The sequence below is a fragment of the Streptomyces sp. AC550_RSS872 genome, assembly GCF_019049285.1.
Classification (GTDB): Bacteria; Actinomycetota; Actinomycetes; order Streptomycetales; family Streptomycetaceae; genus Streptomyces.
In genome coordinates this window covers 44,586-69,844 of the sequence record NZ_JAGMUL010000037.1, presented here as the reverse complement: position 1 = coordinate 69,844, position 25,259 = coordinate 44,586, and the positions used below count along the sequence as shown (strand labels likewise).

Sequence of the window (25,259 nt, the reverse complement as noted above, 5' to 3'; positions counted from 1 at the left end):
ACCCCCGCATGCTCTGGCCGAACATCCTGGAGGCGGTCAAGAACCGTCGCCGCTTCACCTGGATCCTGCTCAGCCAGAACGCCCAGGTGGCCGGCTTCGACGGCACCACCCTCCAGCTCGGTTTCGTGAACGCCGGGGCGCGTGACAACTTCGCGAGCAGCGGCAGCGAGGACGTACTGCGGCAGGCGCTCGCCGAGCAGTTCAACGTCCAGTGGAAGATCGAGGCGATCGTCGACCCGTCGGGCGGCGGTTCGGCTCCCCCGCCGCCGGGCGGCGGCGGTTCCTCCGGCTTCGGCGGAGGCGGCGGCGGAGGTGGCGGCGGTTACGGCGGTGGCGGCAACACCGGCTACGGCGGTGGCGGTACGTCCACCCAGCGCCCGGCCCCTCCCCAGCCGACGCCCTCGACACCCACCTCGCCCCCGTCGGCCGCCGCGCCGTCCGCCGCACCCGCCCCGGTGTCCCAGCCCTCCGCTCCGGAGCCGCCGCCCCCGGTGTCCATCGAGGACGACATCCCGGAGGACGATGACCCCGACCTCAACGAGTCGGCGCTGTCCGGCTACGAACTGATCGTGCGGGAGCTGGGGGCGACGGTGGTGGAGGAGTTCACGAACGAGTAGCGGGGCCGCAAGCCGCCCGTCGGCCGCAAGCCCCCCGGACCGCACCTACGGCATCCATGGCATCCATGGCACCCATGGCATCCGCGGCACCCATGGCGCCCATGGCATCCGCGGCACCCATGGCACCCCGCAAGGGCACCCGCGTCGGCCCCCATTGGCCCCGTGACTTGGAGGAACGTACAGGTCGCCAACCCCCGGCCCCTCATCGCCCCGTACGAAATCCCGTTAGGCTGACCCCCGTGAAGGTCCTCGTCATCGGTAGCGGCGCCCGCGAACACGCCCTGTGCCACTCCCTGTCCCTCGACCCCGACGTCACCGCGCTGCACTGCGCCCCAGGCAACGCAGGCATCGCCGAGGTCGCCGAGCTGCACCAGGTCGACGCCCTGGACGGCGCGGCCGTCACCGCGCTCGCCGAACAGCTCGGCGCCGACCTCGTGGTCGTAGGGCCGGAGGCGCCGCTCGTCGCCGGGGTCTCCGACGCCGTGCGCGAGGCGGGCATCCCGGTCTTCGGCCCCTCGGGGGAGGCCGCGCAGATCGAGGGCTCCAAGGCGTTCGCCAAGGACGTGATGGCGGCGGCCGGCGTCCCGACGGCCCGTTCCTACGTCTGCACGGCGCCCGAGGAGGTCGACGAGGCCCTTGACGCCTTCGGCGCCCCGTACGTCGTCAAGGACGACGGTCTCGCCGCCGGCAAGGGCGTCGTCGTGACCGCCGACCTGGACGCGGCCAGGGCGCACGCCAACTCGTGCGAGCGGGTCGTCATCGAGGAGTTCCTGGACGGCCCCGAGGTCTCCCTCTTCGCCATCACCGACGGCGTGACGGTGGTCCCGCTCCAGCCCGCCCAGGACTTCAAGCGGGCGCTCGACGGGGACGAGGGCCCGAACACCGGCGGCATGGGCGCGTACTCCCCGCTCCCGTGGGCCGACCCGAAGCTGGTCGAGGAGGTCCTGGAGACGGTCCTCCAGCCGACCGTCGACGAGATGCGCCGTCGCGGGACCCCGTTCTCGGGGCTGCTGTACGCCGGTCTCGCGATCACCTCGCGGGGCGTCCGGGTCATCGAGTTCAACGCCCGTTTCGGCGACCCCGAGACCCAGGTCGTCCTGGCCCGCCTGAAGACCCCGCTGGCCGGAGTCCTGCTGGCCGCCGCCAAGGGTGACCTCGCCGACCTGGAGCCCCTGCGCTGGAGCGACGACGCCGCGGTCACCGTGGTCGTCGCCTCCCACAACTATCCCGGCACCCCACGCACCGGCGACCCCATCACCGGCCTGGACGAGGTGGCCGCCGAGGACGCCCCGCACGCGTACGTCCTGCACGCCGGCACCAAGCGGGACGGCGAAGCGATCGTGAGCGCCGGCGGCCGCGTCCTGTCGGTCACGGCGACCGGCAAGGACCTCAGCCAGGCCCGCGACCGCGCGTACCGGGCCGTCGCCCGCGTCAAGCTCGACGGTTCCCAGCACCGTTCGGACATCGCGGCGAAGGCGGCGGAAGGCGCGTAGCCGGCCGAAAGCCGCCCCGGATAAACCCCGAAGGCCCCGAATCCGTCTCAGGATTCGGGGCCTGATCCATGCCGGCACCGGGTCCGGGGCCGGTTCGGAACAGGCCCGTGACCGGGTCCCGAAACCGGCCGGGATCAAGGGCCTGATCCTCGCTGTCCGTCATCCACCTTTCCCCAAAGCCATTCCATCGAGTGACCGATGCCCCATCCGGCTGACGTGGGCCGAAGCCCCAACTAGGGTGCGGCGCAAGCGTTCCGGCACTTGGCCCACCGGCATTGCGATGTCAGTGGTGGGTGCCACAGTGGGGGAGTGAGCAAAGCCAGGACAGTTCGGACAGCCGGGGCAGCGCGGAGGGGGTGAGGTCCGGCGTGACCGCTATGGGTGTGGAGGTCGGTGCGCAGGCAGCGCGCGCCCGGGCCATGGCCGTGCTGCGGGTCCGCAGCCGCGCGCTGGCCGTGGCGGTGCTGCCCGCGGCGTTCGCCGTGGTGCTGCTCGCCGGCGCCTCCACCGGCCACCTCGTCGGCCCGGGCTGGCACGCCGCGCGCTGGGTCGTCACCCCCGTCGCCGTCCTCGTCCTGCTGGCCGCCACCGCCATCGCCCTGGTCGTCGCCCGTGCCCGGCCCGCAGTCAGCCCCACGGTCCCGATCGGTGAGGAGCAGGCCCCGGACCTGTACCGGATGGTGCGCGACCTCGCCGACCGCCTCGACGTCCCCGCCCCGTCCGCGATAGCCCTCACCCCGGACTGCGACAGCTGGCTGGAGGACCGCACCCACCCGTCCCACGGCCCGCCCGCGCCCGAAGGCGGCATGGAGGACGGGCTCAACGGCCTGCACGGCGGAAGCCGGGGCGGCATCCATCGCCGTACTCCGGATGCCCCCGTCCTCGTCATCGGCTCCCCGTTCCTGTGGTGGATGCGCGTCGGCGAGCTGCGCGCGGTCCTCGCCCCGGTCGTCGCCGGTACGGGACCGTCGGCGCACCCGGACATAGCCCAGGCCCGGCGCTTCGTCCGGGGCCTGGACGCCGCCGTGGCCGTCGCCTCGACGCGCGGGCGTTGTCCGGGGTCGCGGGCGGTGTGCGCGGGCATCGGCTGGGTCGCGCGCGTGATGCTGCGCAGCTGCCGGGACCACGCTGCCGAGATGGAGCGGGGGGTGGCCGCGGCGGCCGCCGAGCGTGCACAGGCTGTGGATTACGGACTGCGGATCGTCGCCCAGGAACAGGTCGGGCTGGCGTACGCCGGCTGGGACCGACTGCTGACACGGGTCGCGTTGCCCGCCTGGCGGATGGGCCGCTGGCCGTCCCGGCTGGACGCGGGCGTTGTCGCCGCGCTCACCGAACTGTCCCGGCGGGATCGGCTGGCCGAGGGCTTCGCCTCCCGGCTGGGCGAGCGCCCCGCCTGTGACCTGCTCGAAGAGCCCGGCGCTGTCGACGAGGCCGCCTCGCTCCTCGCCGCCCGCCTCTTCCACGGCGGTCCCGCCGAACCCGGCCCGGGCTGGTCCCCGGTGGACTGGCAGGAGTACCCGGAGGAGGTCGTCGACCGCAAATGGCGCACCGATGCGGCCCGCCTCCACCGCGTCCTCGACAGTCTCGGCGTCCGCCGCACCACCGAGGGCACACCCCCGGAATCCGACGGCCCGACCCTGGCCCGGGTCCTGGACCACCTGTCGTCCCCACCGGACGCCACACCCACCTGGTCCCCCGACGAGCAGGGCGGCTCCCACCGGATCCCCGAGGCGCACGTCGACGTCGGCCTCGATCGGACCTCCGAGGCGCACGTCGGCCTCGATCGGACCTCGCACGTCGGCCTCGATCGGCCCTCTGAGGCGCACGCCGGCCTCGATCGGACCTCTGAGGCGCAAGCCGGCCTCGATCGGACCTCTGAGGCGCACGCCGGCCCCGATCGGACCTCCGAGGCGCAAGCCGATCCGGACCAGGCTCCCGAGGCGCACGCCGGCCCCGATCGGGCTTCCGAGCCGCACGTCGGCCTCACTCGGCTCCCCGAGGCGCAAGCCGATCCGGACCAGGCCCCGGAGGCGCACGTCGGCCTCACTCAGGCCCCCGGCCCGCATCCCACAGACGGGCAAGCGGTTACCGCGTCCCCCGCCGACGCCCCGCCCGCAAGGCCCGTCGAGCCCAAGGAGCCCCAGAAGCCCCCCGAGTCCGTCAAGTCGCCGAAGCCCCCCAAGCCCCCCAAGCCCCTTGAGCCCGCCAAGCCCCCCAAGGCTCCCTACGCCTCCATGGCCGAGGACCACCCCGGCGACGACGACCAGGAAACCGAACGAAGCTCCGCCCTCGCCGCCGGCCTCTCCGCCGAGCTGGCCCGCGAGGAAGCCGCGGCCCCTGTGGATCAGGACGCCTCCCTGGCCCCCGGCGCCACCCTCCTGGACATCGGCACGCTCCCCCTCTTCCCGCTCCAGCCACCTCGTACCTCGCGCGAACTGCTCACCGACCATGTGACGGCGATGGTGTGCTGCGCAGCGATGGACACCGCCGGGGCGACCCCGGGGCTGGACTGGCTCGACGGCCCCACGCTTCTCGTCAACGGCGCACGAGCGGCCGACCTCACCCCCAGAGTCCTGAGCCTCATCGAGGACGGTGACCCGGCGCCCCTGCGCGCCTGGCTGGTGGAGTCGGGGATACGCCCGGAGAAGCCGGTACGCCTGGTCTGACGGCCGCCCATCCGGTCGTGACGGCCTGCCTCGCGGGCCGTATGCGGTCGGAACCCCCGGTTCCACTTTCGGCCAATTCGCAACGAATAGTGACAGGATGCGTGCGCAATGTGATGTGCTGGGATCGATAGCGCACATGGCAAGGGCTTGCGACATACGACAGGCACACAAACGCCCATGTCGCCCGCCAGAAACCGCAAGCACACGCACCACGGCGCGCCGCACAACCCGCACCACACAGCGCCACCACAAACGCACGGCCACGGGGGAACGAGGGAGGGGCAGGGCCATGGGGTCGGAGCAGATCCGCCGCTGGGAGTCGGGGGCACTCGCGCACGCCGTGACGGACCCCTTCGGTCAGGGCCCCGTCCCCTGGCTGCGCGGCAACGTGACGTACTTCGACGACACCGGCCAGGTCGTCCCCTGGTACGTCGACGGGCAGGCCCACCCCCCGACGGCCGGCACCCCCCGGATCCCCGGCCCGCGCACCGCCGGAGGCCCCCGTTCCGCCGACGACGTCCACCGTCAGATCAAGGGCTTCACCTCCACCGGCGCGGTCGCCCCCGGCGAGGCCGTCGACTTTCACATCACCGTCGATCCGCCCCAGGAATTCGCCGTCGACGTCTACCGCATCGGCCACTACGGCGGTGACGGCGCCGCGAAGATCACCACCAGCCCCCGCCTCTCCGGCATCGTCCAGCCACCCCCGCTCACCGCCGACCGCACGGTCTCCTGCCACCACTGGTGGCTGTCCTGGCGCCTCCAGATCCCCTCGTTCTGGACCATCGGCGCCTATGTGGCCGTCCTCACCACCGCCGACGGATACCGCTCCCACATCCCCTTCACGGTCCGCGACAATCACCCCGCCGACCTGCTCCTTCTCCTCCCCGACGTCACCTGGCAGGCCTACAACCTCTACCCCGAGGACGGCCGCACCGGCGCCAGCCTCTACCACGCCTGGGACGACGACGGCCGGCTCCTCGGCGAGAACGACGCCGCCACGACCGTCTCCTTCGACCGCCCCTACGCGGGCGCGGGCCTCCCGCTGCACGTCGGCCACGCCTACGACTTCATCCGATGGGCCGAGCGTTACGGCTACGACATCGCCTACGCCGACGCCCGCGACCTGCACGGCGGCCATGTCGACCCCACCCGCTACCGCGGCCTGGTCTTCCCCGGCCACGACGAGTACTGGTCGTCGAACATGCGCCGCACGGTCGAGCTCGCCCGCGAGAACGGCACCTCCCTGGTCTTCCTCTCCGCCAACTCCATGTACTGGCAGGTCGAGTTGGGCCCGTCCCCGTCCGGCGTCCCCGACCGTCTGATGACCTGCCGCAAGCGCCAGGGCCCGGGCCGCTCCGTGCTCTGGCGCGAGATCGACCGCCCCGAGCAGGAGGTGATCGGCATCCAGTACGCGGGCCAGGTCCCCGAGCCGCACCCCCTGATCGTCCGCAACGCCGACCACTGGCTGTGGGAGGCGACCGGCGCCCACGAGGGCGACGAGATCGAGGGTCTGGTCGCGGGCGAGGCCGACCGTTACTTCCCGCGCACCCCGCTCCCGGACCACGAGGAGCGCATCCTGCTCGCGCACTCCCCGTACCCGGACAAGGAGGGCGTCCTCCGTCACCAGGAGATGTCCCTCTACCGCGCCCCCTCCGGCGCCCTGGTCTTCGCGTCCGGCACGTTCGCCTGGTCTCCGGCACTGGACCGCCCGGGCCACGTCGACGCCCGCGTCCAGCGCGCCACGGCCAACCTCCTGGACCGCATCTGCAAACGTGACTGAGCTCACCCAGCACACCCTCAGCACACCCCCAGTCCAAGGTCAGCGGCCTATACGGGACAATCGACCCGTTGGACAGAACCACGGGGAGGAACCGTGTCCGGATTCGTAGAAAAGCCCGAGCCGATCCAGGTTCCGGGCTTGGTGCACCTGCACACCGGCAAGGTGCGCGAGCTGTACCAGAACGAGGCGGGCGACCTCGTGATGGTCGCCAGCGACCGTATGTCCGCCTATGACTGGGTGCTGCCGACCGAGATCCCCGACAAGGGCCGCATCCTCACCCAGCTCTCCCTGTGGTGGTTCGACCAGCTCGCCGACCTGGTCCCCAACCACGTGCTGAGCACCGACGTGCCGGCCGGCGCCCCCGCCGACTGGGCGGGCCGCACCCTCGTGTGCAAGTCGCTCCAGATGGTCCCCGTGGAGGCCGTGGCCCGCGGTTACCTCACCGGCTCCGGCCTGGTCGAGTACAACGAGTCCCGTACCGTCTGCGGCCTCGCCCTCCCCGGGGGCCTCGTCGACGGCAGCGAGCTGCCCGCCCCGATCTTCACCCCGGCCACCAAGGCCGCGGTCGGCGAGCACGACGAGAACGTCTCCTACGAGGAGGTCGCCCGCCAGGTCGGCCCCGACACCGCCGCGCGGCTGCGCCAGGCGACCCTCGCCGTCTACGCCCGTGGCCGGGACATCGCCCGCGAGCGCGGCATCATCCTCGCGGACACCAAGTTCGAGTTCGGCTTCGAGGGGGAGACCCTGGTCATCGCCGACGAGGTCCTCACCCCGGACTCCTCCCGCTTCTGGCCGGCCGACCAGTGGCAGCCGGGCCGCGCGCAGCCGTCGTACGACAAGCAGTTCGTGCGTGACTGGCTGACCTCGCCGGCCTCCGGCTGGGACCGCAAGAGCGAGCAGCCTCCGCCGCCGCTGCCGCAGGACGTCGTGGACGCGACCCGGGCGAAGTACGTGGAGGCGTACGAGCGCCTGACGGGCACGAGCTGGAGCTGACCCGCATGACAAAGGCCCCGGTCGATGACCGGGGCCTTGATCTGGAGCGGACGACGAGGCTCGAACTCGCGACCTCAACCTTGGCAAGGTTGCGCTCTACCAACTGAGCTACGTCCGCAGTGCGCCGTGGCGCGAGAGCAACTATACCCAACCCCGCTGCCGCGCGAGCCGCACCGCCGCGTGCCGGTTCTCCGCCCCGAGCTTGGAGACGGCCGAGGACAGATAGTTGCGCACGGTCCCCTGCGACAGCGCGGCCCGCTCCGCGATCTCCGCGACGGGCGCCCCGTCGGCGGCGAGTTCCAGCACCTCGGCCTCCCGCGCGGTCAGCGGCGAGTCCCCGGCGGCGATGGCGTCGGCGGCCAACTCCGGGTCGACGTAGCGGTTTCCGGCGTGCACGGTTCGGATGATCTCGCCGAGCCGCTGCGCGCTGACGGTCTTCGGGACGAACCCGCGCACACCCGCCTCAAGGGCCCGCTTCAGATGCCCGGGCCGCCCATGGCTGGTCACGATCAGCACCCGGCAGCCGGGCAGTTCGGCCCGCAGGGATGTGGCGACCTTCACACCGTCCGCTCCGGGCATCTGAAGATCCAGTACGGCGACGTCGGGTTCGTGGGCCCGTGCCATCGCCAGCGCCTCCGGCCCGCTGGCCGCCTCGGCGACGATCACCAGGTCTTCCTCCAGGGACAGCAGCGTGGCGAGCGCGCCCCGTATCAGATGCTCGTCGTCGGCGAGCAGCAGCCGCACGGGCCCGGTGATGCGGCCGCTCATACGGCGGCCTCCCGCACGCCCGCTCCCGCCAACGGCACCTCCGCCACCAGCCGGAACACTCCCTCGCCGGCGCGGCCGGCCTCCAGGGTGCCCTCCACCGCGGCCAGCCGCTCCCGCAGCCCGGCGAGCCCGGAGCCGCCACGTCTGCCGGAGTCCCCGCTCCCGCCGGAGCCCTCGCCCTCGTCGGAGGCCGCGGCCGCCCCGTCGTTCTCCACCGTCAACACCACGCGCCCCTCTCTCACCCGCACTCCCACCGCGCACCGCTCGGCATCCCCGTGGCGCAGCACATTGGTGGTCGCCTCCCGCACCACCCAGGCCAGTGCCGACTGCACCTCGACGGGCAGCCCGGCCGCCTCCCCGGTCACCTCGCACTCGATCCCGGCCGCGGTCAAAACCCCCTGCGCACCCGCGAGTTCGACCCCCAGATCGGCCTCCCGGTACCCCCGTACGACATCCCGCACCTCGCGCTGCGACTCCTGCGCGATGCGCTGCACCTCGATCATCTGCTCCACGGCCTCGGGCCGCCCGCGCCGCGCGAGCTGCACCGCGAGTTCGCTCTTCAACGCGATGACCGCCAGATTCCGCCCCATCACGTCATGCAGATCCCGCCCGAACCGCAGCCGCTCCTCGGCGACGGCGAGCCGGGCTCGGGTCTCGCGGGCCTCGTCGAGTTCGTAGACGGCTTTGAGCAGCCAGACGGAGAAGACAGCCGTGAAGGCGAGAAACCCACAGCAGACCAGCATGAGCAGCGCGATGACCAGTCCGGCGAGAGCGGACCCGCTCATCACGAGCACGACGAGCCCGGCACCCGCGGCGAAGCCCGCGATCAGGGCGTACACGCGCCTGCGCCCGTGCACACCGAGCGCCATGATGCCCACCCCGAAGACCATGACGGTGGTGAAGAGGCTGGCCGCCGCGGAGTCGACGTCGTCACCCTTCGGCCCGTACTCGACGACACCGAGAGCCGTGACGGCGACCACCGCGGTGGCGGCGCCGAGCGTCCACAGCATCCGAACGGGCTGCTCGCGCCGACCGCACACCCAGTCCACCGAAGGTGACACGGTCAGGGCGCAGGTCGCCGCGTGCGCGCACACCAGGAGCATCAGCCAGGCCACCGGCCCGCTGTCCCGCTGGCTGATGACCGACAACCCGGCCCCGGCGACCTCCATCACCGCGAAGAAGTGGAACGACCCCCGCGTGTACGTCTCCACCTTCGCCGGGGTGCTCTTCCCCCGCCACCACGTGCCCGGCCCGCGCATTCTGCCCGCTCCCCCCTACGTCAACGCCGCGGTTCCCACCGGAACCACCGCCGTACAGCAAACACGCCCACGCCGGTCCAGGCCAGCGCGACGGCTACGGCTCCCAGCACCTCGGACGCCGACAGCTCCCCGGTCCAGCCACCGCGCACGAGTGTGATCACCGGGGTCAGCGGCAACAGTTCGCACACCGACGCCACCCGGTCGGGCAGGATCTCCAGGGGCACGAACATCCCGGAGAAGATCATGGAGAGGAACACCACGGGCAGTGTTGTGACCTGCGCACTCTCGACGCTCCGGGTGAAGGAGGCGGTCACCGCGGCGAGTGACGCGCACAGCACGAACCCCAACAGCAGGCCCAGCACGGCGAGGTGAGGAGCGCGGGGTGTGCCCACGTCGAGCAGGACGGCGCAGCCGGCCGTCAGCACCACACACTGTGCGAGGCCCGTGGCCACGGCCGGCAACGCGGCCCCGGCGAGGATCTCGTTGTCCCGCAGCTCGCCGGTGCGCAGCCGCTTCAGGACGAGTTCCTCGCGCCGGGCGGTGTAGACGCTGACGAGCGTCACATACACCGCGTAGAGCAGCGAGAAGCCGATGGAGGCGGGCAGGAGGACCGTGCCGAGGGTGAGGCCCACCTCCGCCAGGTCCATCTGCTTCGCCGCCTCCCGCGCGCTGAAGGGCAGGATCAGCGGCACGAACAGCGCCGCGAACAGCGTGCCCCTGCTGCGCCCGAGCAAGGTCAGCTCGGCCCGTGCCAGTGCCGCCATACGCCCCACCGGGGCGGTCGTCGCCGTGCTCATGCCGCGTACTCCTTCGTCCTCGTCCCGGCAGCTTCCGCGGCCTCCCGGGCGATCCCCAGGAACGCCTCCTCCAGCGACGCCGACCGCACATCCAGCCGCCCCAGCTCCACGGCGGCCCCTTCGGCCCACACCAGCAGCCGGGTCGCGGTCCGCTGCAACTCGTGCGTGCGCAGCCGTACGAGCCGCCCGTCGACCTCGTGCCCGCACACGCCCATGTCGTCGAGCGGTGGCAGGTCGCCCACGAAGTAGCCCTGGGGCAGCTCGAAGGAGATCCGCGACGGCTGGGCCGCGGTCACCTCGGCCGGTGTCCCGGCCGCCGCGATCCGCCCCTCGTGCAGGATCGCCAGCCGCTCGGCGAGGTCCTCGGCCTCCTCCAGGTAGTGCGTGGTCAGCAGCACGGTCGTGCCGGCGTCCCGCAGCCGCCGCACCAACTCCCAGGTGTCCCGGCGCCCTTCGGCGTCCAGCCCGGTCGTCGGCTCGTCCAGGAACAGCACCTCTGGGTCCCCGAGCAGCGCGAGCGCCAAGTCCAGCCGCCGCCGCTCCCCGCCGGACAGCTGCTTCACCCGTACGCCGGTCTTCCCGGCAAGACCGACGAGCTCCAGCACCTCCAGCGGCGGCCGCGCCCCGCTCACGCACCCGGCCCACATCCGCGCGGTCTCGGCGACGGTCAGCTCGGACGGAAAGCCGCCCTCCTGAAGCATCACCCCGGTCCGGGGCCGTACGGCGGCCCGCTCGGCGTAGGGATCGTGCCCGAGCACCCGCACCCGCCCCCCGGCGGGCCGGGCGAGCCCTTCCAGGACCTCTACGGTCGAGGTCTTGCCCGCGCCGTTGGTGCCGAGCAGCGCGAAGATCTCCCCGCGGTTCACGGAGAAGCTGATTCCGCGCACCGCTTCGAACCCGCCCCCGTACACACGCCGCAGGTCAGTGACCTCAATCACGTGTTCGTGTTCGTTTCCGTTCATGGCTCCAGCGTCCCGGCGAAACAAGGCCGGCAGCAGTGCGCGCTGTCACCACTCCGCATGACAAATGTCAGGCGGACGCTCGCAGATGCGAAAAAGACCCCGGTCCAGTGGACCGGGGTCTTTGTCTGGAGCGGACGACGAGGCTCGAACTCGCGACCTCAACCTTGGCAAGGTTGCGCTCTACCAACTGAGCTACGTCCGCATTGCCCCCGACCGGCTCTCACCGATCGGTGCGAGCACCAGCCTACCTGATCCACATCATGGATCGGACCGGCGGTGCAGAGCGGGTGACAGGAATTGCACACTGCGCCTTCCCCCTGGAAGGGGGTTGTTCTACTACTAAACTACACCCGCGTGCCCGGCGAGCTGGACTTTTCTGTCCCGCCCGGCGGCGTGCCCCAGACATTAGCTGATCAGCAGGGGGGTAGCGCAAGTCGGTTGTCGCACCGGCCCAAGTCGGTTGCCCCCAAGGCCTGCTGACGGGCCCTGAGGGCACACCCCGTGCTCCGCCTCACTGTGCCGAGGCGAACGCCTCGTAGACCTTCTTGGGGATGCGGCCGCGGGCCGGCACCTCCATCTTGTTGGCCTGGGCCCAGGCCCGGACGGCCGCCGGGTCCGGGGCGACCTCGGTCTGCCTGTACGCCTTGCCCGACTTCGACCGCTTGCGGCCCGCTTCCACGTAGGGCGCGAGCGCCTTACGCAGTTTCTTGGCATTGGCTTCATTCAGGTCGATCTCGTACGACTTGCCGTCGAGTCCGAAGGCGATCGTTTCCGCCGCTTCTGAGCCGTCGATGTCGTCAAAGAGAGTGACCACGACCTTCTGCGCCACGAATATCGGTCCCTTCGTCCGGCACCTCATGCAGCTCAGCTGCGACGACGTGCCGAGTCTCGGCTATTTGCCAATTCATTTGTACAGTGCCCGGCAATGCAATGTGAAGCCCGACTAAATCTGCCCGCGTGTCCCGAGCGCAATAGCTATCCGGGGCTGATCGAGGATCTTTCCCGTAACTTTTCGTGAACACCCCCGTCCGATACCGGATCGTGATGGCCATCACGTAGCTTCCTACAACTCTACTCGCGTAGAAATTTTGTGCGGGTAGTCTGAAGGAACCTGCTCAGCACCACACACCGGGAGTGCCAGTGGCACGCGTCGTAGTCGACGTCATGCTCAAGCCGGAGATCCTCGACCCCCAGGGCCAGGCGGTGCAGCGCGCACTGCCGCGGCTGGGTTTCGAAGGCATCTCCGACGTACGTCAGGGAAAGCGTTTCGAACTGGAAGTTGACGGGCCGGTCGACGACGCCGCGCTCGCCCGCATCCACGATCTTGCGGAATCCTTCCTCGCCAACACCGTGATCGAGGACTTCACCGTCAAGGTGGAAGAAGTCGCGGAGGCCGCGAAGTGACCGCTCGTATTGGCGTCGTCACTTTCCCGGGGAGTCTCGACGACCGGGACACCCAGCGCGCGATCCGCCTCGCGGGTGCCGAACCGGTCGCTCTCTGGCACAAGGACAAGGACCTCAAGCAGGTCGACGCCGTGGTGCTGTGCGGTGGTTTCTCCTACGGCGACTATCTGCGGGCCGGAGCCATCGCGCGCTTCTCGCCGGTGATGGAGACCGTCATCGAACAGGCGAAGGCGGGCCTGCCGGTCCTCGGTATCTGCAACGGCTTCCAGATCCTCACCGAGGCCCACCTCCTCCCGGGCGGGATGCTCGGCAACGACCACCTGCACTTCATCTGCCGCGACCAGAAGCTGCGGGTGGAGAACGCCGAGACCTCCTGGACCAGCGACTACAGCGCCGGTCAGGAGATCCACATCCCGTTGAAGAACATGGACGGCCGCTATGTGGCCGACCAGTACACGCTGGACAAGCTGGAGGCCGAGGGCCGGGTCGCCTTCCGGTACCTCGACTTCAACCCGAACGGCTCGCTCAACGACATCGCCGGCATCACCAACGAGGCCGGCAACGTGGTGGGCCTGATGCCGCACCCGGAGCACGCCGTCGAGCCGCTCATCGGCACCGGCCGCACCGACGGCCTCCCCTTCTTCACCTCGATCCTCAAGAAGCTGGTCAACGCATGAGCCGGACGCCTCTGGACACGGTCGAGCACGCGGCCGCGACCCCCGACGTCGAGCTGCCCTGGGCCGAACTCGGTCTGAAGAAGGACGAGTACGAGCGGGTGGTGGAGATCCTCGGCCGCCGCCCGACCGGCGCCGAGCTCGCGATGTACTCGGTCATGTGGTCCGAGCACTGCTCGTACAAGTCGTCGAAGGTGCACCTGCGTCAGTTCGGCGAGAAGGCGCCCGAGTCCGACGCGATGCTCGTCGGCATCGGCGAGAACGCGGGTGTCGTGGACGTCGGTCAGGGCTACGCCGTGACCTTCAAGGTCGAGTCGCACAACCACCCGTCGTACGTCGAGCCCTACCAGGGCGCCGCGACGGGCGTAGGCGGCATCGTGCGCGACATCATCGCGATGGGCGCCCGGCCGGTGGCGGTCGTGGACCCGCTGCGGTTCGGTGCGGCCGACCACCCGGACACCAAGCGCGTCCTGCCCGGCGTCGTCGCCGGCATCGGCGGCTACGGCAACTGCCTGGGTCTGCCGAACATCGGCGGCGAGGTCGTCTTCGACGCCTGCTACCAGGGCAACCCGCTGGTCAACGCCGGTGCCATCGGCGTGATGCGGCACGAGGACATCCACCTGGCCAAGGCGTCCGGCGCGGGCAACAAGGTCATCCTGTACGGGGCCCGCACGGGCGGTGACGGCATCGGCGGCGCGTCGATCCTGGCCTCGGAGACCTTCGACGACGCCAAGCCGTCGAAGCGCCCGGCCGTCCAGGTCGGCGACCCCTTCCAGGAGAAGCTGCTCATCGAGTGCACCCTGGAGGCGTTCGCCGAGAAGCTGGTCGTCGGCATCCAGGACCTCGGTGCGGCGGGCCTGTCCTGCGCGACCAGCGAGCTGGCCTCGAACGGCTCCGGCGGCATGCGCGTCACCCTCGACGACGTCCCCCTGCGCGACTCCACCCTCTCGCCCGAGGAAATCCTCATGAGCGAGTCGCAGGAACGCATGTGTGCGGTCGTCGAGCCGGAGAAGGTCGACCGGTTCCTGGAGATCTGCGAGAAGTGGGACGTCATCGCCACCGTCATCGGTGAGGTGACCGACGGCGACCGTCTGGAGATCTACTGGCACGGCGGCAAGATCGTCGACGTCGACCCGCGCACGGTGGCGCACGAGGGCCCGGTCTACGAGCGCCCGTACGCCCGCCCGTCCTGGCAGGACGAGCTCCAGGCCGACGACGCGAACAAGCTGCCGCGGCCCGCGACCTCGGACGAGCTGAAGGACCAGGTCCTCAAGCTGGTCGGCTCCCCGAACCAGGCCAGCAAGAAGTGGATCACCTCGCAGTACGACCACTTCGTCCAGGGCAACACCGTCCTCGCCCAGCCCGAGGACTCCGGCATGATCCGCATCGACGAGGAGACCGGCCTCGGCGTCGCCATCGCGACGGACGGCAACGGCCGGTACGCCAAGCTCGACCCGTACCACGGCGCCCAGCTGGCGCTGGCGGAGGCGTACCGCAACGTCGCCACGACCGGCGCCAAGCCGCTCGCGGTCTCCGACTGCCTGAACTTCGGCTCGCCGGAGGACCCGGCGGTGATGTGGCAGTTCGCGGAGGCGGTGCGCGGTCTTGCGGACGCCTGCCAGCAGCTGGGCACCCCGGTGACGGGCGGCAACGTCTCGCTCTACAACCAGACGGGCGAGGCGGCCATCCACCCGACCCCGGTCGTCGCGGTCCTCGGCGTCATCGACGACGTGGCCCGGCGCACGCCGGTCGCCTTCCAGGAGGAGGGCCAGCTGCTCTACCTCCTCGGCGACACGCGTGAGGAGTTCAGCGGCTCGGCCTGGTCCCAGGTGATCCACGACCACCTGGGCGGACTGCCCCCCAAGGTGGACCTGGAGCGCGAGCGCCTGCTCGCCGAGATCCTGATCTCCGCCTCCCGCGACGGCATGATCGACTCCGCGCACGACCTGTCCGACGGCGGCCTGATCCAGGCGGTCGTGGAGTCGGCGCTGCTCGGCGGCAAGGGCGCGCGTCTGGTCGTACCGGACGGGCTCGACGCCTTCACCCTCCTCTTCTCCGAGTCGGCCGGCCGCGCGCTCGTGGCCGTGCCGCGCTCCGAGGAGGTCCGCTTCAACGACATGTGCGGTGCGCGGGGCCTGCCGGTCACCCGCATCGGTGTCGTCGACGGCGACTCGGTGGAGCTCCAGGGCGAGTTCGCGCTCTCCCTTGAGGAACTGCGCGTGGCGCACGAGGAGACGATTCCGGCCCTGCTCAAGTAGGCAGCGGTTCTACGGCTCCGAAGCCCCCGTCCGGTCCGCCGGGCGGGGGCTTCGTCGTGCGCTGACCCGTCCGTTCGCCACCCCGTACACACGCTTGCACGCAATTACGTAGTTCCGTAATGTCACGGGAGTGGAACTCGAAGAACGCGTCGCCGACCTCGAGCGACGACTGGCAGCGCTGGAGAACGCGCAGCACACCGCCCCCCGCCTCGGTGAGGGCGACTTCTGGGCCCTGCACGGGTTCAAGGAGCAGCTGGCCGGGCTGGAGGCGGCCGACGGCGGAGTGCTGTTCACCGGTGCCGTACGGCTGCCGACCGGGGAGCAGTACGAGTGGCAGCACGGCGCGCTGACCAAGGGTCTGCTGGACGCCGACTGGAGCGAGGCCGCCGAGTCCTTCGCCGCCCTCGGCCACCCGGTCCGGCTGCGGCTGCTCCGCGAGGTCATCGGGGGCCGGCGCACCGCGGCCGAGCTCGCCGAGCTGGACGAGGTCGGCACGACCGGCCAGATCTACCACCACCTGCGCCAACTGACCGGCGCGGGCTGGCTCCACACGACCGGCCGGGGCCGCTACGAGGTACCGCCGGGGCGGGTCGTACCGCTGCTGGTGGCGCTGTCGACCGCCCGTCCGTGACGCGCAGAAGACATGAGCGAACAAGACATGAGCAAGGGGGAACGATGTCCGCACGCAAACTGGCCACTCTTGCCTACCGAGGGCTGCAACTGACCTTTCTCGGCCTGGTGATCGCGCACCTCGCACTGGACCTCGGATATCCGTGGTGGTGGAACTTCCTGCCGATCGTCCTGGCCTACGCCCTCCTCACCGTGGTCACCCGCTGGGGCGGCACCCCGGACAGCCCCCGCGCGGCCCGGGAACCCGTCGAGGTCGCCCCGCCCGTCACCGGCCGCTGGACGGCGCTCAACAGCCCGGCCGACCGCACGCCGAGCCACGGCACGCACGCGTACGGCCAGACGTTCGCCATCGACGTCGTCGCCGAACCCGAGCCGGACGCCCGCCCCGGGTTCCGGCTCTGGCCGATCGCCCGCCGCAACAGCGCCTTCCCCGCCTTCGGTGCCCCGCTCCTCGCGGTCGCCGACGCCACCGTCGTACGGGCCACCGGCACCCAGCGCGACCACCTCAGCCGCAACTCGCCGCTCGCCCTGCTGTACCTGATGCTCGTGGAGGCGTCCGTACGCGACCTGTTCGGGGCCAAGCGGATCGTCGGCAACCACGTCGTCCTCGACCTCGGCGACGGCACCTACGCGCTCTACGCCCACCTGAAGCGCGGCTCGCTCACCGTCCGCGAGGGCGACCGGGTGACCGCCGGCCAGCCGCTGGCACGCTGCGGAAACTCGGGCAACTCCACCGAGCCCCACCTCCACTTCCAGCTGATGGACGGCCCGGACCCGGACAGCGCCCGAGGCGTCCCCTTCACCTGGCGCGGCATCGGCGTCCCCCGCAACGGCGAGGCGTTCGAGGCCCCCGCGACCGGTCAGCCGGGGGCGGGCTCACCGGCTCTGACGACGGCATCGCGGCCCGCATAGGCTGCCCCCATGCCCCCGGCCAAGAAGCGCACCCGCACCTACGACCCCGCCAAGATCCGCACCGCGATCCTCGCGCAGTTCGGAAACATACGGCAGGCCGTACGCACCCTCACCCCCGAGCAACTCGCGCTTCCCACCCGCCTGGAGGGCTGGACGGTGCGGGACCTCGCCGCGCACGTGACCATGGCCGTGGAGACCGTCAGCCGCAACCTCGACCGCGACGAGCCGGCGAAGGCGGAGCTCACCCTCCTGGACTGGCCGTTCGCCACCGCCGCCCGCGCCGGGGACATCGCCGACGGCACCCGGGACCTCGCCGCCGCCAACCCCGACCTGGACGCCCTCTACGCCCGCACCGAGGACCGCCTCGCACAGCGGCTCGAGGACGCGTCCGGCGACCGTGTCCTCGCCGCCCGCACCGGCGCGATGACCCTCGCCGACCACCTCGTCACCCGCACCGTCGAGCTCGTGGTGCACACCGACGACCTCAACGCCGCCGTCCCCGGCCTCGACATCCCGTACGACCGCCAGGCCCTCGCCGCCTGCACCCGCCTGCTCGCCGACGCCCTCGCCGCGAAGGCACCCGGCGGTTCGACCGAGGTGCGGATCCCGCCGTACGCCGTCGTGCAGTGCGTCGAGGGGCCGAGGCACACCCGGGGCACCCCGCCCAACGTCGTCGAGACCGACCCGCTGACCTGGATCCGGCTCGCGACCGGACGGGTGACGTGGCGGGACGCGGTGGAGGACGCCAAGGTGAGCGCGAGCGGGGAGCGGGCGGATCTGGGCGGGCTGTTGCCGCTCATGGGGTGACACCTGGCCAACACCCCCTGGGTCGTGTCCGCAAGCGGAACTCGCGGAACCAGTCCCGCGCCCCTCCCGTCCCACCGGCATGAACACACTCGGCACCCTCGGCAAGGACAAGCAGCGACTGGCCGCCATCGCCACGCTGGCCCTTCTCCCGCTCGCGGCCGCCTGTGGCAGCGAGGACGCGGGCAGCGACTCGGTCGGCTCCGGAGCCTCGGCCTCCGTCTCCGGCGCCTACTGGGCCGTGGACGAGGTCACCGTCGACGGCAAGAAGAGCGCCGCCCCGGCCAACGCCTACCTGCGGATCGCCGACGGCGGCGAGGTCAAGGGCAACCTCGGCTGCAACAACTTCGGCGCCGACGCCGCCTTCGCCGACAGCCACGTCACCTTCGACAAGGTGCAGGCGACCGAGATGGCCTGCGACGGCGTCCCCGCGGGCTTCGAGCAGACCCTCGCCCGCACCCTCTCCGCCGGCGACCTCACCACCGAGGTCGAAGGCGACAAGCTGACCCTCACCACGGAGGACGGCGACCGTGTCGCCCTCACCAAGGAAGAGGCCGCCCCGCTCAAGGGCACGAAGTGGAACATCACCAGCCCGGACGCCGACGGCAAGGCGCACCTCACCTTCGACGAGAAGACCGGACAGGTCAGCGGCAGCCTCGGCTGCAACAAAGTGAAGGCCGAGGCAACGGTCCGCGACGGCAGTATCACGCTCGGCACCGCGTCCACCACGCGAATGATGTGCGACACCTCACTCATGAAGACGGAGAAGACCCTGCTGGGCCTCTTCGACAGCACGGTGAAGTACGGACTCGATCACCGCAGCATCACTCTGACCAGCACAAACGGTGAACGCGTGAGCGCGACCGCCGCCGAGTGATCCTTTACGGTCGCGTATCCCCAATTCGGACCAGTGGTCGATCTCGCCTACACTCGGAGGCGTGCCACGTGGTGACGGTCGACTCAATCATGATCTGCTCCCCGGTGAGAAAGGCCCCCAGGACGCCTGCGGCGTTTTCGGTGTCTGGGCTCCGGGCGAAGAGGTCGCCAAGCTCACTTACTTCGGGCTCTACGCCCTCCAGCATCGGGGCCAGGAATCCGCGGGAATCGCGGTCAGCAACGGCTCCCAGATCCTCGTCTTCAAGGACATGGGCCTCGTGTCCCAGGTCTTCGACGAGACCTCGCTCGGTTCGCTCCAGGGTCACATCGCGGTCGGACACGCCCGCTACTCGACCACCGGCGCCTCCGTGTGGGAGAACGCCCAGCCGACGTTCCGCGCCACCGCGCACGGCTCCATCGCGCTCGGCCACAACGGCAACCTGGTCAACACGGCCCAGCTCGCGGAGATGGTCGCCGACCTGCCCAAGCAGGAAGGCGGCCGCACCCCGCGCGTCGCGGCCACCAACGACACCGACCTGCTGACCGCGCTCCTCGCGGCCCAGGTCGACGAGGACGGCAAGCCGCTCACCATCGAGGAGGCAGCCCACCAGGTCCTCCCGCAGGTCAAGGGCGCCTTCAGCCTCGTCTTCATGGACGAGAACACCCTGTACGCCGCCCGTGACCCGCAGGGCATCCGCCCGCTGGTCCTCGGCCGGCTGGAGCGCGGCTGGGTCGCCGCGTCCGAGTCCGCCGCCCTCGACATCTGCGGCGCGAGCTTCGTCCGCGAGATCGAGCCGGGCGAGTTCGTCGCCATCGACGAGAACGGTCTGCGCAGCTCGCGATTCGCGGAAGCGAAGCCCAAGGGCTGTGTCTTCGAGTACGTGTACCTGGCCCGCCCGGACACCGACATCGCCGGCCGGAACGTCTACCTCTCCCGTGTGGAGATGGGCCGCAAGCTCGCCAAGGAAGCCCCGGTCGAGGCCGACCTGGTCATAGCGACCCCGGAGTCCGGCACCCCGGCGGCGATCGGTTACGCGGAGGCCAGCGGCATCCCGTTCGGTGCGGGTCTGGTGAAGAACGCGTACGTCGGACGTACGTTCATCCAGCCCTCGCAGACCATCCGCCAGCTCGGCATCCGCCTGAAGCTGAACCCGCTGAAGGAAGTCATCAAGGGCAAGCGCCTGGTCGTCGTCGACGACTCGATCGTGCGCGGCAACACCCAGCGCGCCCTGGTCCGCATGCTCCGCGAGGCGGGAGCGGCGGAGGTCCACATCCGGATCTCCTCTCCCCCCGTGAAGTGGCCCTGCTTCTTCGGCATCGACTTCGCGACCCGCGCCGAGCTCATCGCCAACGGCATGTCGATCGAGGAGATCGGCACCTCGCTGGGCGCCGACTCGCTGGCGTACATCTCCATCGACGGCATGATCGAGGCGACCACCATCGCCAAGCCGAACCTCTGCCGCGCCTGCTTCGACGGCGAGTACCCGATGGAGCTCCCCGACCCCGAGCTGCTCGGCAAGCAGCTCCTGGAGACGGAGCTGGCCGCCGGCCCGGCCGCCACGGCCGCCGCCGACGCGATCCGCCGCCCGTAGCGGGCCCGTGCTGTGCTTTTTTGAAAAACGCCTGCCGTACGACACGAAGGTTCTCTTCTGCCATGTCTGAGACAACTGGTGCCAGCTACGCAGCCGCGGGCGTCGACATCGAAGCGGGCGACCGCGCGGTCGAGCTGATGAAGGAGTGGGTGAAGAAGACCCAGCGCCCCGAGGTCCTCGGCGGCCTCGGCGGTTTCGCCGGCCTCTTCGACGCCTCCGCCCTCAAGCGCTACGAGCGCCCCCTCCTCGCCTCCGCCACCGACGGCGTCGGCACCAAGGTCGACATCGCCCGCCAGCTGGGCGTCTACGACACCATCGGCCACGACCTGGTCGCCATGGTCATGGACGACATCGTGGTGTGCGGCGCCGAGCCGCTGTTCATGACCGACTACATCTGTGTCGGCAAGGTCCACCCCGAGCGTGTCGCCGCCATCGTGAAGGGCATCGCCGAGGGCTGTGTGCTGGCCGGCTGCGCCCTGGTCGGCGGCGAGACCGCCGAGCACCCCGGCCTGCTGGGCGAGGACGACTTCGACGTCGCCGGTGCCGGTACGGGCGTCGTGGAGGCCGACCGGCTGCTGGGCCCGGATCGCATCCGTAAGGGTGACGCGGTGATCGCCATGGCGGCGTCCGGCCTTCACTCCAACGGGTACTCGCTGGTCCGCCACGTGCTGCTGAACCAGGCCGGCCTCGCCCTGGACACGCGGATCGACGAGCTCGGCCGCACCCTCGGCGAGGAGCTGCTGGAGCCGACGAAGATCTACTCGCTGGACTGTCTGGCCCTCACCCGCACGACGGACGTACACGCGTTCAGCCACGTCACGGGTGGCGGTCTCGCCGCCAACCTGGCCCGAGTGATCCCGGACGGCCTGCACGCGATCGTCGACCGCACCACCTGGACCCCGGCCCCGATCTTCGACCTCGTCGGCAAGACGGGGCAGGTCGAGCGCCTGGAGCTGGAGAAGACCCTGAACATGGGCGTCGGCATGATCGCGATCGTCCCGGAAGAGTCCACCGACGCGGCCCTGGCGACCCTGGCCGACCGAGGCGTGGACGCCTGGGTCGCCGGCGAGATCACCGACCGGGGTGACCACGAGACGGGCGCGGCCCTGATCGGTACGTATTCAAATTAGACACGCCGCGAGCTGAAGCCCCGCAGGCAGCACAGAACCCGGTCGGTGACCGAGGTCACCGACCGGGTGAGTGCTCAATGCAAGGTCAAGCTCCGCGACGTTGCTGCGAGGAATCGTCGTCCTCGTCCTCGTCGTCGTCCTCATAGAGGTCGGCGTAACGGGAGTACAAGTCGTCGTCATCCTGCTCATCGTCTTCGAACGGCTCGCCATTCGGCGACTGGTTCGACGGCGATGCGCCCAGCTCCTCAGCCAGGCGTGAGAGATCCGTCCCACCGCTGTTGTACTTCAGCTGGCGGGCGACCTTCGTCTGCTTGGCCTTGGCCCGGCCGCGCCCCATGGCTCGACCCCCTCAACGACGGGGCTCGACGGCCCCAGAGTCTGACACGCGTTCATGATCCGGAACGGACTCTCCGTGGAGAGGCCGGTCCGTAGGGCTTCCACGGTACCTGAGCCCGCGCCCATACGGTACGTCGCCCGCAGCACGCGCGTGTGCACAGGACCTTCGAGGTGCCCTGTCCTCGCTGGTCAACCGCGATTTTAACCACTTATCGGCGGTCGACCCGCCGGTAGAAGTGAGAGTTCTCTCCAACTGCCCACCGGCGGGTACCGGCCAAACCCCTGTTTGGGGTGATCTTCAGCCGGACGGCACGCCGGGTCAGTGCGCCCCGCGAGCCTCCGCCATCCGCTGCTCGGCGATCCGGTCGGCCGCGGCGGCCGGCGGAATCCCGTCCGTCTTCGCACGTGCGAATATGGCCAGCGTGGTGTCGTAGATCTTCGCGGCCTTCGCCTTGCACCGGTCGAAGTCGAAGCCGTGCAACTCGTCGGCGACCTGGATGACACCGCCGGCGTTCACCACGTAGTCGGGTGCGTAGAGGATGCCCCGGTCCGCGAGGTCCTTCTCGACGCCCGGGTGGGCGAGCTGGTTGTTGGCCGCGCCGCACACCACCTTCGCGGTCAGCACCGGCACGGTGTCGTCGTTCAGGGCGCCACCGAGCGCGCAGGGGGCGTAGATGTCGAGGTTCTCGGCCCGGATCAGGGTCGCGGTGTCGGCGACGGCCCGTACGCCCGTCGGGTGCGCCGCGAGGATCCGGCCCACGGCCTCCTCGCGCACGTCCGTGATGACGACCTCGGCGCCCTCCGCCCGCAGGTGCTCCACCAAGTGGTGGCCGACCTTGCCGACGCCCGCGATGCCCACGGTGCGGCCGCGCAGCGACGGGTCGCCCCACTGGTGCTGGGCGGAGGCGCGCATGCCCTGGTAGACGCCGTAGGCGGTGAGCACGGAGGAGTCGCCCGCGCCGCCGTTCTCCGGGGAGCGCCCGGTCGTCCAGCGGCACTCGCGCGCCACGACGTCCATGTCGGCGACGTACGTACCGACGTCGCAGGCGGTGACGTAGCGGCCGCCAAGGGAGGCCACGAACCGGCCGTACGCGAGCAGCAGCTCCTCGCTCTTGATCTTCTCCGGATCCCCGATGATCACGGCCTTGCCGCCGCCGTGATCGAGTCCGGCCATGGCGTTCTTGTACGACATCCCGCGCGCGAGGTTCAGCGCGTCGGCGACGGCCTCTTCCTCGGTCGCGTACGGGTAGAAGCGCGTACCGCCGAGGGCGGGGCCCAGGGCGGTGGAGTGGATGGCGATGACGGCCTTGAGGCCGCTGGCGCGGTCCTGACAGAGCACGACTTGCTCATGACCCCCCTGGTCCGAGTGGAACAGGGTGTTCAGGACGCCGTGTGTTACGTCGGTCACTGTGGTGACTCCTGAGTACTGGCGGCGATCGGAGCGAGCTCCCGTACGGGTGGCGGGGGCTGTGAGCATGAGATTAGACCCGTTGGCACCCGTCCATCCCGCAGTGCTCAGGATCACCTACTCGCGGAGTACAGCCGTGCGACGATTTGCATAGTTTTCCCGCACGTTTGTGAGCGGGTTCCGCGGGTTTTCCTGGCAGACGGCGGGGGAGAGAGCAGGCGTGCCCAAGGTGTCCTCGGTGATCGTCCCGTACGCGACCTATCTGCGCGTGTACGAGCCACTGGCCGCCTTCCCCGAACCGGAACGCGACCACTGGGCCCGCTACGCCCGCCGCCCCGACCGCCCCTCGTACCAGGTCGAACTGCGCCGCTCCCTGGCCGACTTGCTGCCCACCCCGCCCATCCCGGTGCCGGTCCAGGAGAGCGGCGACGCCTTCGTGGCGGAGGTCGACGGGGTGCTGTGTGTGTGCCCGTGGCGCACCCGGCTGCGTGGCTGGCAGGCGCTCGGCGAGCTGGGTGACGAGCTGCCGAGGCCGGTCCTGGACGCGGTGCTGCCGGAGGTCGTACGGCGTCAGGCGGCCCAGGACTACGAGCGCTGGCTGGCCCGCAACCCGGACGCCCGGCCGTGGATCCGTACCTCGACCTGGCAGGTGCCGCTGCACTGGTTCGTGCTGGTGTCGGACGAGGAGCGGCGGTTCGACAAGGGCTCGGGCGAGATCCCCCCGATGCTGCGCTACCGCACGCCCATGGTGCAGGCGCGGCGGCGCGTGGCGCGGGCCCTGCGGACCCTGAAGGACGCCATCGACGAGGGGCCGCTCATCGACGGCCTGCTGGACGTCGGGCGCTGGCTGGAGGAGTTCCACCCGCGGTCCCTGGTCGAGCTGGACTACGGCGGTCTGGTGCACACCCTGTCCGCCGGCGAGCTGGAGGACGACCACTCGGCCGCCGATGTGACGCACGGCATCGACGCGCTCAGGCGGGGCGACGGGGCGGCCGCGGGGGAGGCCTACGGGCGGCTGGTGGAGCGGTGGCGGTCGGTGCGGGACCGGCGTTCGGCGAACTGAGCCGACCGGTGTGACCCAAGCCACGGCGGCCCGTGTGATCTGACGCACTGTGTGACGTAACGAACTGGCGTTTGACGAGACGCCCGATTTGGGGTTTCGTGCTCGCTCTGAGGTTTCTGATGTCTCGTCAACAAGGGACGTAGGACTCGATACGGGCGTATGCGTCAAGCATGATTCAACGCGCGTAAGCGTGACGGACCGCACGTACGCGGCTCTTGCGCCCCTAACCCCTCCTCGTGCCAAAATAGGACAAGGAGTCCGGGGAGGACTCCCTCTCGACATTGCACGCTTTGGGGGGTCTTGGGACTCCTGCACGCCACTGTGACTGATCGTCACAGTGGCGTGACTGTCCGCTATGGCATGGTCCATCGGCTTCCGTCGCTGATGAACACCTGGGAGGGCAATTCCATCGGTTTGGCCGACGCGGCTGGACAGATGGTGTAGTTGTAGTGCCGAGGACAAGCCGTTCGTCCTATAACCGACTCGACTCGCGTCGACCATTTCGGGCAACGCGGGTCAAGGTGCAGAATTTAGAGGAAAGAACCGAGAAGGTTCGGTTCTCCCGAGGAGGCCGCTCATGACCGCTCGCACCCCTGATGCCGAGCCGCTGCTGACCCCGGCTGAGGTCGCCACGATGTTCCGCGTGGACCCCAAGACGGTCACGCGGTGGGCGAAGGCCGGGAAGCTTACTTCCATCCGTACGCTCGGCGGACACCGCCGTTACCGCGAGGCTGAGGTCCGCGCACTGCTCGCGGGCATCCCGCAGCAGCGCAGCGAGGCCTGAACAACTCCATAACCGGGCAAAACGGCAGTTCCCCCAACTGGCCGCGGCGC

General features: G+C 70.5%; 22 protein-coding genes, 3 tRNA genes and 1 pseudogene. 16 read left to right on the top strand and 10 right to left on the bottom strand.

The features are described 5' to 3' along the window. The 5 genes and pseudogenes from KUM44_RS17535 to KUM44_RS17515 form a co-directional block, all read left to right on the top strand. A pseudogene (locus KUM44_RS17535) lies at window positions 1-617 on the top strand (DNA polymerase III subunit gamma and tau); the annotation flags it as partial. A gap of 239 nt (window positions 618-856) precedes the next feature. Next, on the top strand, window positions 857-2,110 hold the full coding sequence (purD, locus tag KUM44_RS17530; protein ID WP_217208836.1) for a phosphoribosylamine--glycine ligase: 1,254 nt from the start codon (window positions 857-859) through the stop codon (window positions 2,108-2,110). Window positions 2,111-2,487: 377 nt separating this feature from the next. Continuing rightward, complete coding sequence (locus KUM44_RS45450) at window positions 2,488-4,776, top strand: hypothetical protein (protein ID WP_254389657.1); 2,289 nt, start codon at window positions 2,488-2,490, stop codon at window positions 4,774-4,776. A 289-nt stretch (window positions 4,777-5,065) separates the two neighbouring features. After that, window positions 5,066-6,559 (top strand): N,N-dimethylformamidase beta subunit family domain-containing protein, encoded by a 1,494-nt coding sequence (locus KUM44_RS17520; protein WP_217208834.1) that lies wholly within the window; start codon window positions 5,066-5,068, stop codon window positions 6,557-6,559. 93 nt (window positions 6,560-6,652) lie between these two features. Then, entirely contained in the window at window positions 6,653-7,552 is a 900-nt protein-coding gene (locus KUM44_RS17515; RefSeq protein ID WP_217208832.1) for a phosphoribosylaminoimidazolesuccinocarboxamide synthase, read from the top strand. Window positions 7,553-7,594: 42 nt separating this feature from the next. On the opposite strand, the gene KUM44_RS17510 is transcribed toward KUM44_RS17515, so the two are convergent. From KUM44_RS17510 to KUM44_RS17475, 8 genes are all read right to left on the bottom strand, one after another. After that, window positions 7,595-7,670 (bottom strand) — tRNA-Gly (locus tag KUM44_RS17510). A 23-nt stretch (window positions 7,671-7,693) separates the two neighbouring features. Further along, window positions 7,694-8,320 carry a response regulator transcription factor gene (locus KUM44_RS17505; RefSeq protein WP_217208830.1) on the bottom strand — a complete coding sequence of 209 codons (627 nt, stop codon included), beginning with the start codon at window positions 8,318-8,320 and terminating at the stop codon, window positions 7,694-7,696. After that, the gene (locus tag KUM44_RS17500) at window positions 8,317-9,579 is read right to left on the bottom strand and encodes a sensor histidine kinase (protein WP_217208828.1); all 1,263 of its coding nucleotides are present in this window, start codon (window positions 9,577-9,579) and stop codon (window positions 8,317-8,319) included. The genes KUM44_RS17505 and KUM44_RS17500 overlap by 4 nt, the downstream gene beginning before the upstream one ends. A 20-nt stretch (window positions 9,580-9,599) precedes the next feature. Continuing rightward, entirely contained in the window at window positions 9,600-10,376 is a 777-nt protein-coding gene (locus KUM44_RS17495) for an ABC transporter permease (protein WP_217208827.1), read from the bottom strand. After that, window positions 10,373-11,338 carry an ABC transporter ATP-binding protein gene (locus KUM44_RS17490; protein ID WP_217208826.1) on the bottom strand — a complete coding sequence of 322 codons (966 nt, stop codon included), beginning with the start codon at window positions 11,336-11,338 and terminating at the stop codon, window positions 10,373-10,375. The genes KUM44_RS17495 and KUM44_RS17490 overlap by 4 nt, the downstream gene beginning before the upstream one ends. A 126-nt stretch (window positions 11,339-11,464) precedes the next feature. Beyond that, window positions 11,465-11,540, bottom strand: a tRNA-Gly gene (locus KUM44_RS17485). Between the two features lie 80 nt (window positions 11,541-11,620). Then, window positions 11,621-11,692 (bottom strand) — tRNA-Gly (locus tag KUM44_RS17480). Window positions 11,693-11,849: 157 nt separating this feature from the next. After that, entirely contained in the window at window positions 11,850-12,167 is a 318-nt protein-coding gene (locus tag KUM44_RS17475; RefSeq protein ID WP_062702641.1) for an Lsr2 family protein, read from the bottom strand. A gap of 311 nt (window positions 12,168-12,478) precedes the next feature. Here KUM44_RS17475 and purS point away from each other — a divergent pair, with 311 nt between their 5' ends. The 9 genes from purS (at window position 12,479) to purM (ending at window position 21,618) form a co-directional block, all read left to right on the top strand. Further along, entirely contained in the window at window positions 12,479-12,742 is a 264-nt protein-coding gene (gene purS / locus KUM44_RS17470) for a phosphoribosylformylglycinamidine synthase subunit PurS (protein ID WP_019982969.1), read from the top strand. Then, window positions 12,739-13,419: a phosphoribosylformylglycinamidine synthase subunit PurQ gene (purQ, locus tag KUM44_RS17465; protein ID WP_217208825.1), complete on the top strand. Its 681-nt coding sequence runs from the start codon at window positions 12,739-12,741 to the stop codon at window positions 13,417-13,419. Before purS ends, purQ begins: the two co-directional genes overlap by 4 nt. Continuing rightward, window positions 13,416-15,674: a phosphoribosylformylglycinamidine synthase subunit PurL gene (gene purL, locus KUM44_RS17460; protein ID WP_217208824.1), complete on the top strand. Its 2,259-nt coding sequence runs from the start codon at window positions 13,416-13,418 to the stop codon at window positions 15,672-15,674. The genes purQ and purL overlap by 4 nt, the downstream gene beginning before the upstream one ends. A 130-nt stretch (window positions 15,675-15,804) precedes the next feature. After that, window positions 15,805-16,305, top strand: a complete 501-nt coding sequence (locus KUM44_RS17455) for a helix-turn-helix transcriptional regulator (RefSeq protein ID WP_217208823.1) — start codon at window positions 15,805-15,807, stop codon at window positions 16,303-16,305. Window positions 16,306-16,349: 44 nt separating this feature from the next. Further along, the gene (locus tag KUM44_RS17450; RefSeq protein WP_217208822.1) at window positions 16,350-17,216 is read left to right on the top strand and encodes a M23 family metallopeptidase; all 867 of its coding nucleotides are present in this window, start codon (window positions 16,350-16,352) and stop codon (window positions 17,214-17,216) included. A 9-nt stretch (window positions 17,217-17,225) separates the two neighbouring features. Continuing rightward, complete coding sequence (locus KUM44_RS17445) at window positions 17,226-18,023, top strand: maleylpyruvate isomerase family mycothiol-dependent enzyme (protein WP_217208821.1); 798 nt, start codon at window positions 17,226-17,228, stop codon at window positions 18,021-18,023. A 79-nt stretch (window positions 18,024-18,102) separates the two neighbouring features. Next, complete coding sequence (locus tag KUM44_RS17440; protein ID WP_217208819.1) at window positions 18,103-18,897, top strand: META domain-containing protein; 795 nt, start codon at window positions 18,103-18,105, stop codon at window positions 18,895-18,897. A gap of 61 nt (window positions 18,898-18,958) precedes the next feature. Beyond that, window positions 18,959-20,488 (top strand): amidophosphoribosyltransferase, encoded by a 1,530-nt coding sequence (gene purF / locus KUM44_RS17435; protein ID WP_217208818.1) that lies wholly within the window; start codon window positions 18,959-18,961, stop codon window positions 20,486-20,488. Window positions 20,489-20,550: 62 nt separating this feature from the next. Beyond that, complete coding sequence (gene purM, locus KUM44_RS17430) at window positions 20,551-21,618, top strand: phosphoribosylformylglycinamidine cyclo-ligase (RefSeq protein ID WP_217208817.1); 1,068 nt, start codon at window positions 20,551-20,553, stop codon at window positions 21,616-21,618. A gap of 85 nt (window positions 21,619-21,703) precedes the next feature. Here purM and KUM44_RS17425 read toward each other — a convergent pair whose 3' ends face one another. Both KUM44_RS17425 and KUM44_RS17420 read right to left on the bottom strand, forming a co-directional pair. Then, on the bottom strand, window positions 21,704-21,955 hold the full coding sequence (locus KUM44_RS17425) for a DUF3073 domain-containing protein (RefSeq protein ID WP_217208815.1): 252 nt from the start codon (window positions 21,953-21,955) through the stop codon (window positions 21,704-21,706). A 318-nt stretch (window positions 21,956-22,273) separates the two neighbouring features. Next, on the bottom strand, window positions 22,274-23,362 hold the full coding sequence (locus KUM44_RS17420) for a Glu/Leu/Phe/Val dehydrogenase dimerization domain-containing protein (RefSeq protein WP_217208814.1): 1,089 nt from the start codon (window positions 23,360-23,362) through the stop codon (window positions 22,274-22,276). A 220-nt stretch (window positions 23,363-23,582) separates the two neighbouring features. On the opposite strand from KUM44_RS17420, the gene KUM44_RS17415 reads away from it, so the two are divergent. Both KUM44_RS17415 and bldC read left to right on the top strand, forming a co-directional pair. Then, window positions 23,583-24,425: a hypothetical protein gene (locus tag KUM44_RS17415; RefSeq protein ID WP_217208812.1), complete on the top strand. Its 843-nt coding sequence runs from the start codon at window positions 23,583-23,585 to the stop codon at window positions 24,423-24,425. A 577-nt stretch (window positions 24,426-25,002) separates the two neighbouring features. Beyond that, window positions 25,003-25,209 carry a developmental transcriptional regulator BldC gene (gene bldC / locus KUM44_RS17410; RefSeq protein ID WP_003949541.1) on the top strand — a complete coding sequence of 69 codons (207 nt, stop codon included), beginning with the start codon at window positions 25,003-25,005 and terminating at the stop codon, window positions 25,207-25,209. The last annotated feature ends 50 nt before the right edge of the window (window positions 25,210-25,259 follow it).

Excerpts from the sequence above, each read along its gene's own strand:
- KUM44_RS17520 (WP_217208834.1), top strand. The coding sequence starts at position 5,066 with ATGGGGTCGGAGCAGATCCGCCGCTGGGAGTCGGGGGCACTCGCGCAC.
- bldC (WP_003949541.1), top strand. The coding sequence starts at position 25,003 with ATGACCGCTCGCACCCCTGATGCCGAGCCGCTGCTGACCCCGGCTGAG.
- purM (WP_217208817.1), top strand. The coding sequence starts at position 20,551 with ATGTCTGAGACAACTGGTGCCAGCTACGCAGCCGCGGGCGTCGACATC.
- purL (WP_217208824.1), top strand. The coding sequence starts at position 13,416 with ATGAGCCGGACGCCTCTGGACACGGTCGAGCACGCGGCCGCGACCCCC.
- KUM44_RS17445 (WP_217208821.1), top strand. The coding sequence starts at position 17,226 with ATGCCCCCGGCCAAGAAGCGCACCCGCACCTACGACCCCGCCAAGATC.
- KUM44_RS17505 (WP_217208830.1), bottom strand. The coding sequence starts at position 8,320 with ATGAGCGGCCGCATCACCGGGCCCGTGCGGCTGCTGCTCGCCGACGAC.
- KUM44_RS17425 (WP_217208815.1), bottom strand. The coding sequence starts at position 21,955 with ATGGGGCGCGGCCGGGCCAAGGCCAAGCAGACGAAGGTCGCCCGCCAG.
- KUM44_RS17500 (WP_217208828.1), bottom strand. The coding sequence starts at position 9,579 with ATGCGCGGGCCGGGCACGTGGTGGCGGGGGAAGAGCACCCCGGCGAAG.
- KUM44_RS17450 (WP_217208822.1), top strand. The coding sequence starts at position 16,350 with ATGTCCGCACGCAAACTGGCCACTCTTGCCTACCGAGGGCTGCAACTG.
- KUM44_RS45450 (WP_254389657.1), top strand. The coding sequence starts at position 2,488 with ATGGGTGTGGAGGTCGGTGCGCAGGCAGCGCGCGCCCGGGCCATGGCC.
- KUM44_RS17495 (WP_217208827.1), bottom strand. The coding sequence starts at position 10,376 with ATGAGCACGGCGACGACCGCCCCGGTGGGGCGTATGGCGGCACTGGCA.
- KUM44_RS17440 (WP_217208819.1), top strand. The coding sequence starts at position 18,103 with ATGAACACACTCGGCACCCTCGGCAAGGACAAGCAGCGACTGGCCGCC.
- KUM44_RS17490 (WP_217208826.1), bottom strand. The coding sequence starts at position 11,338 with ATGAACGGAAACGAACACGAACACGTGATTGAGGTCACTGACCTGCGG.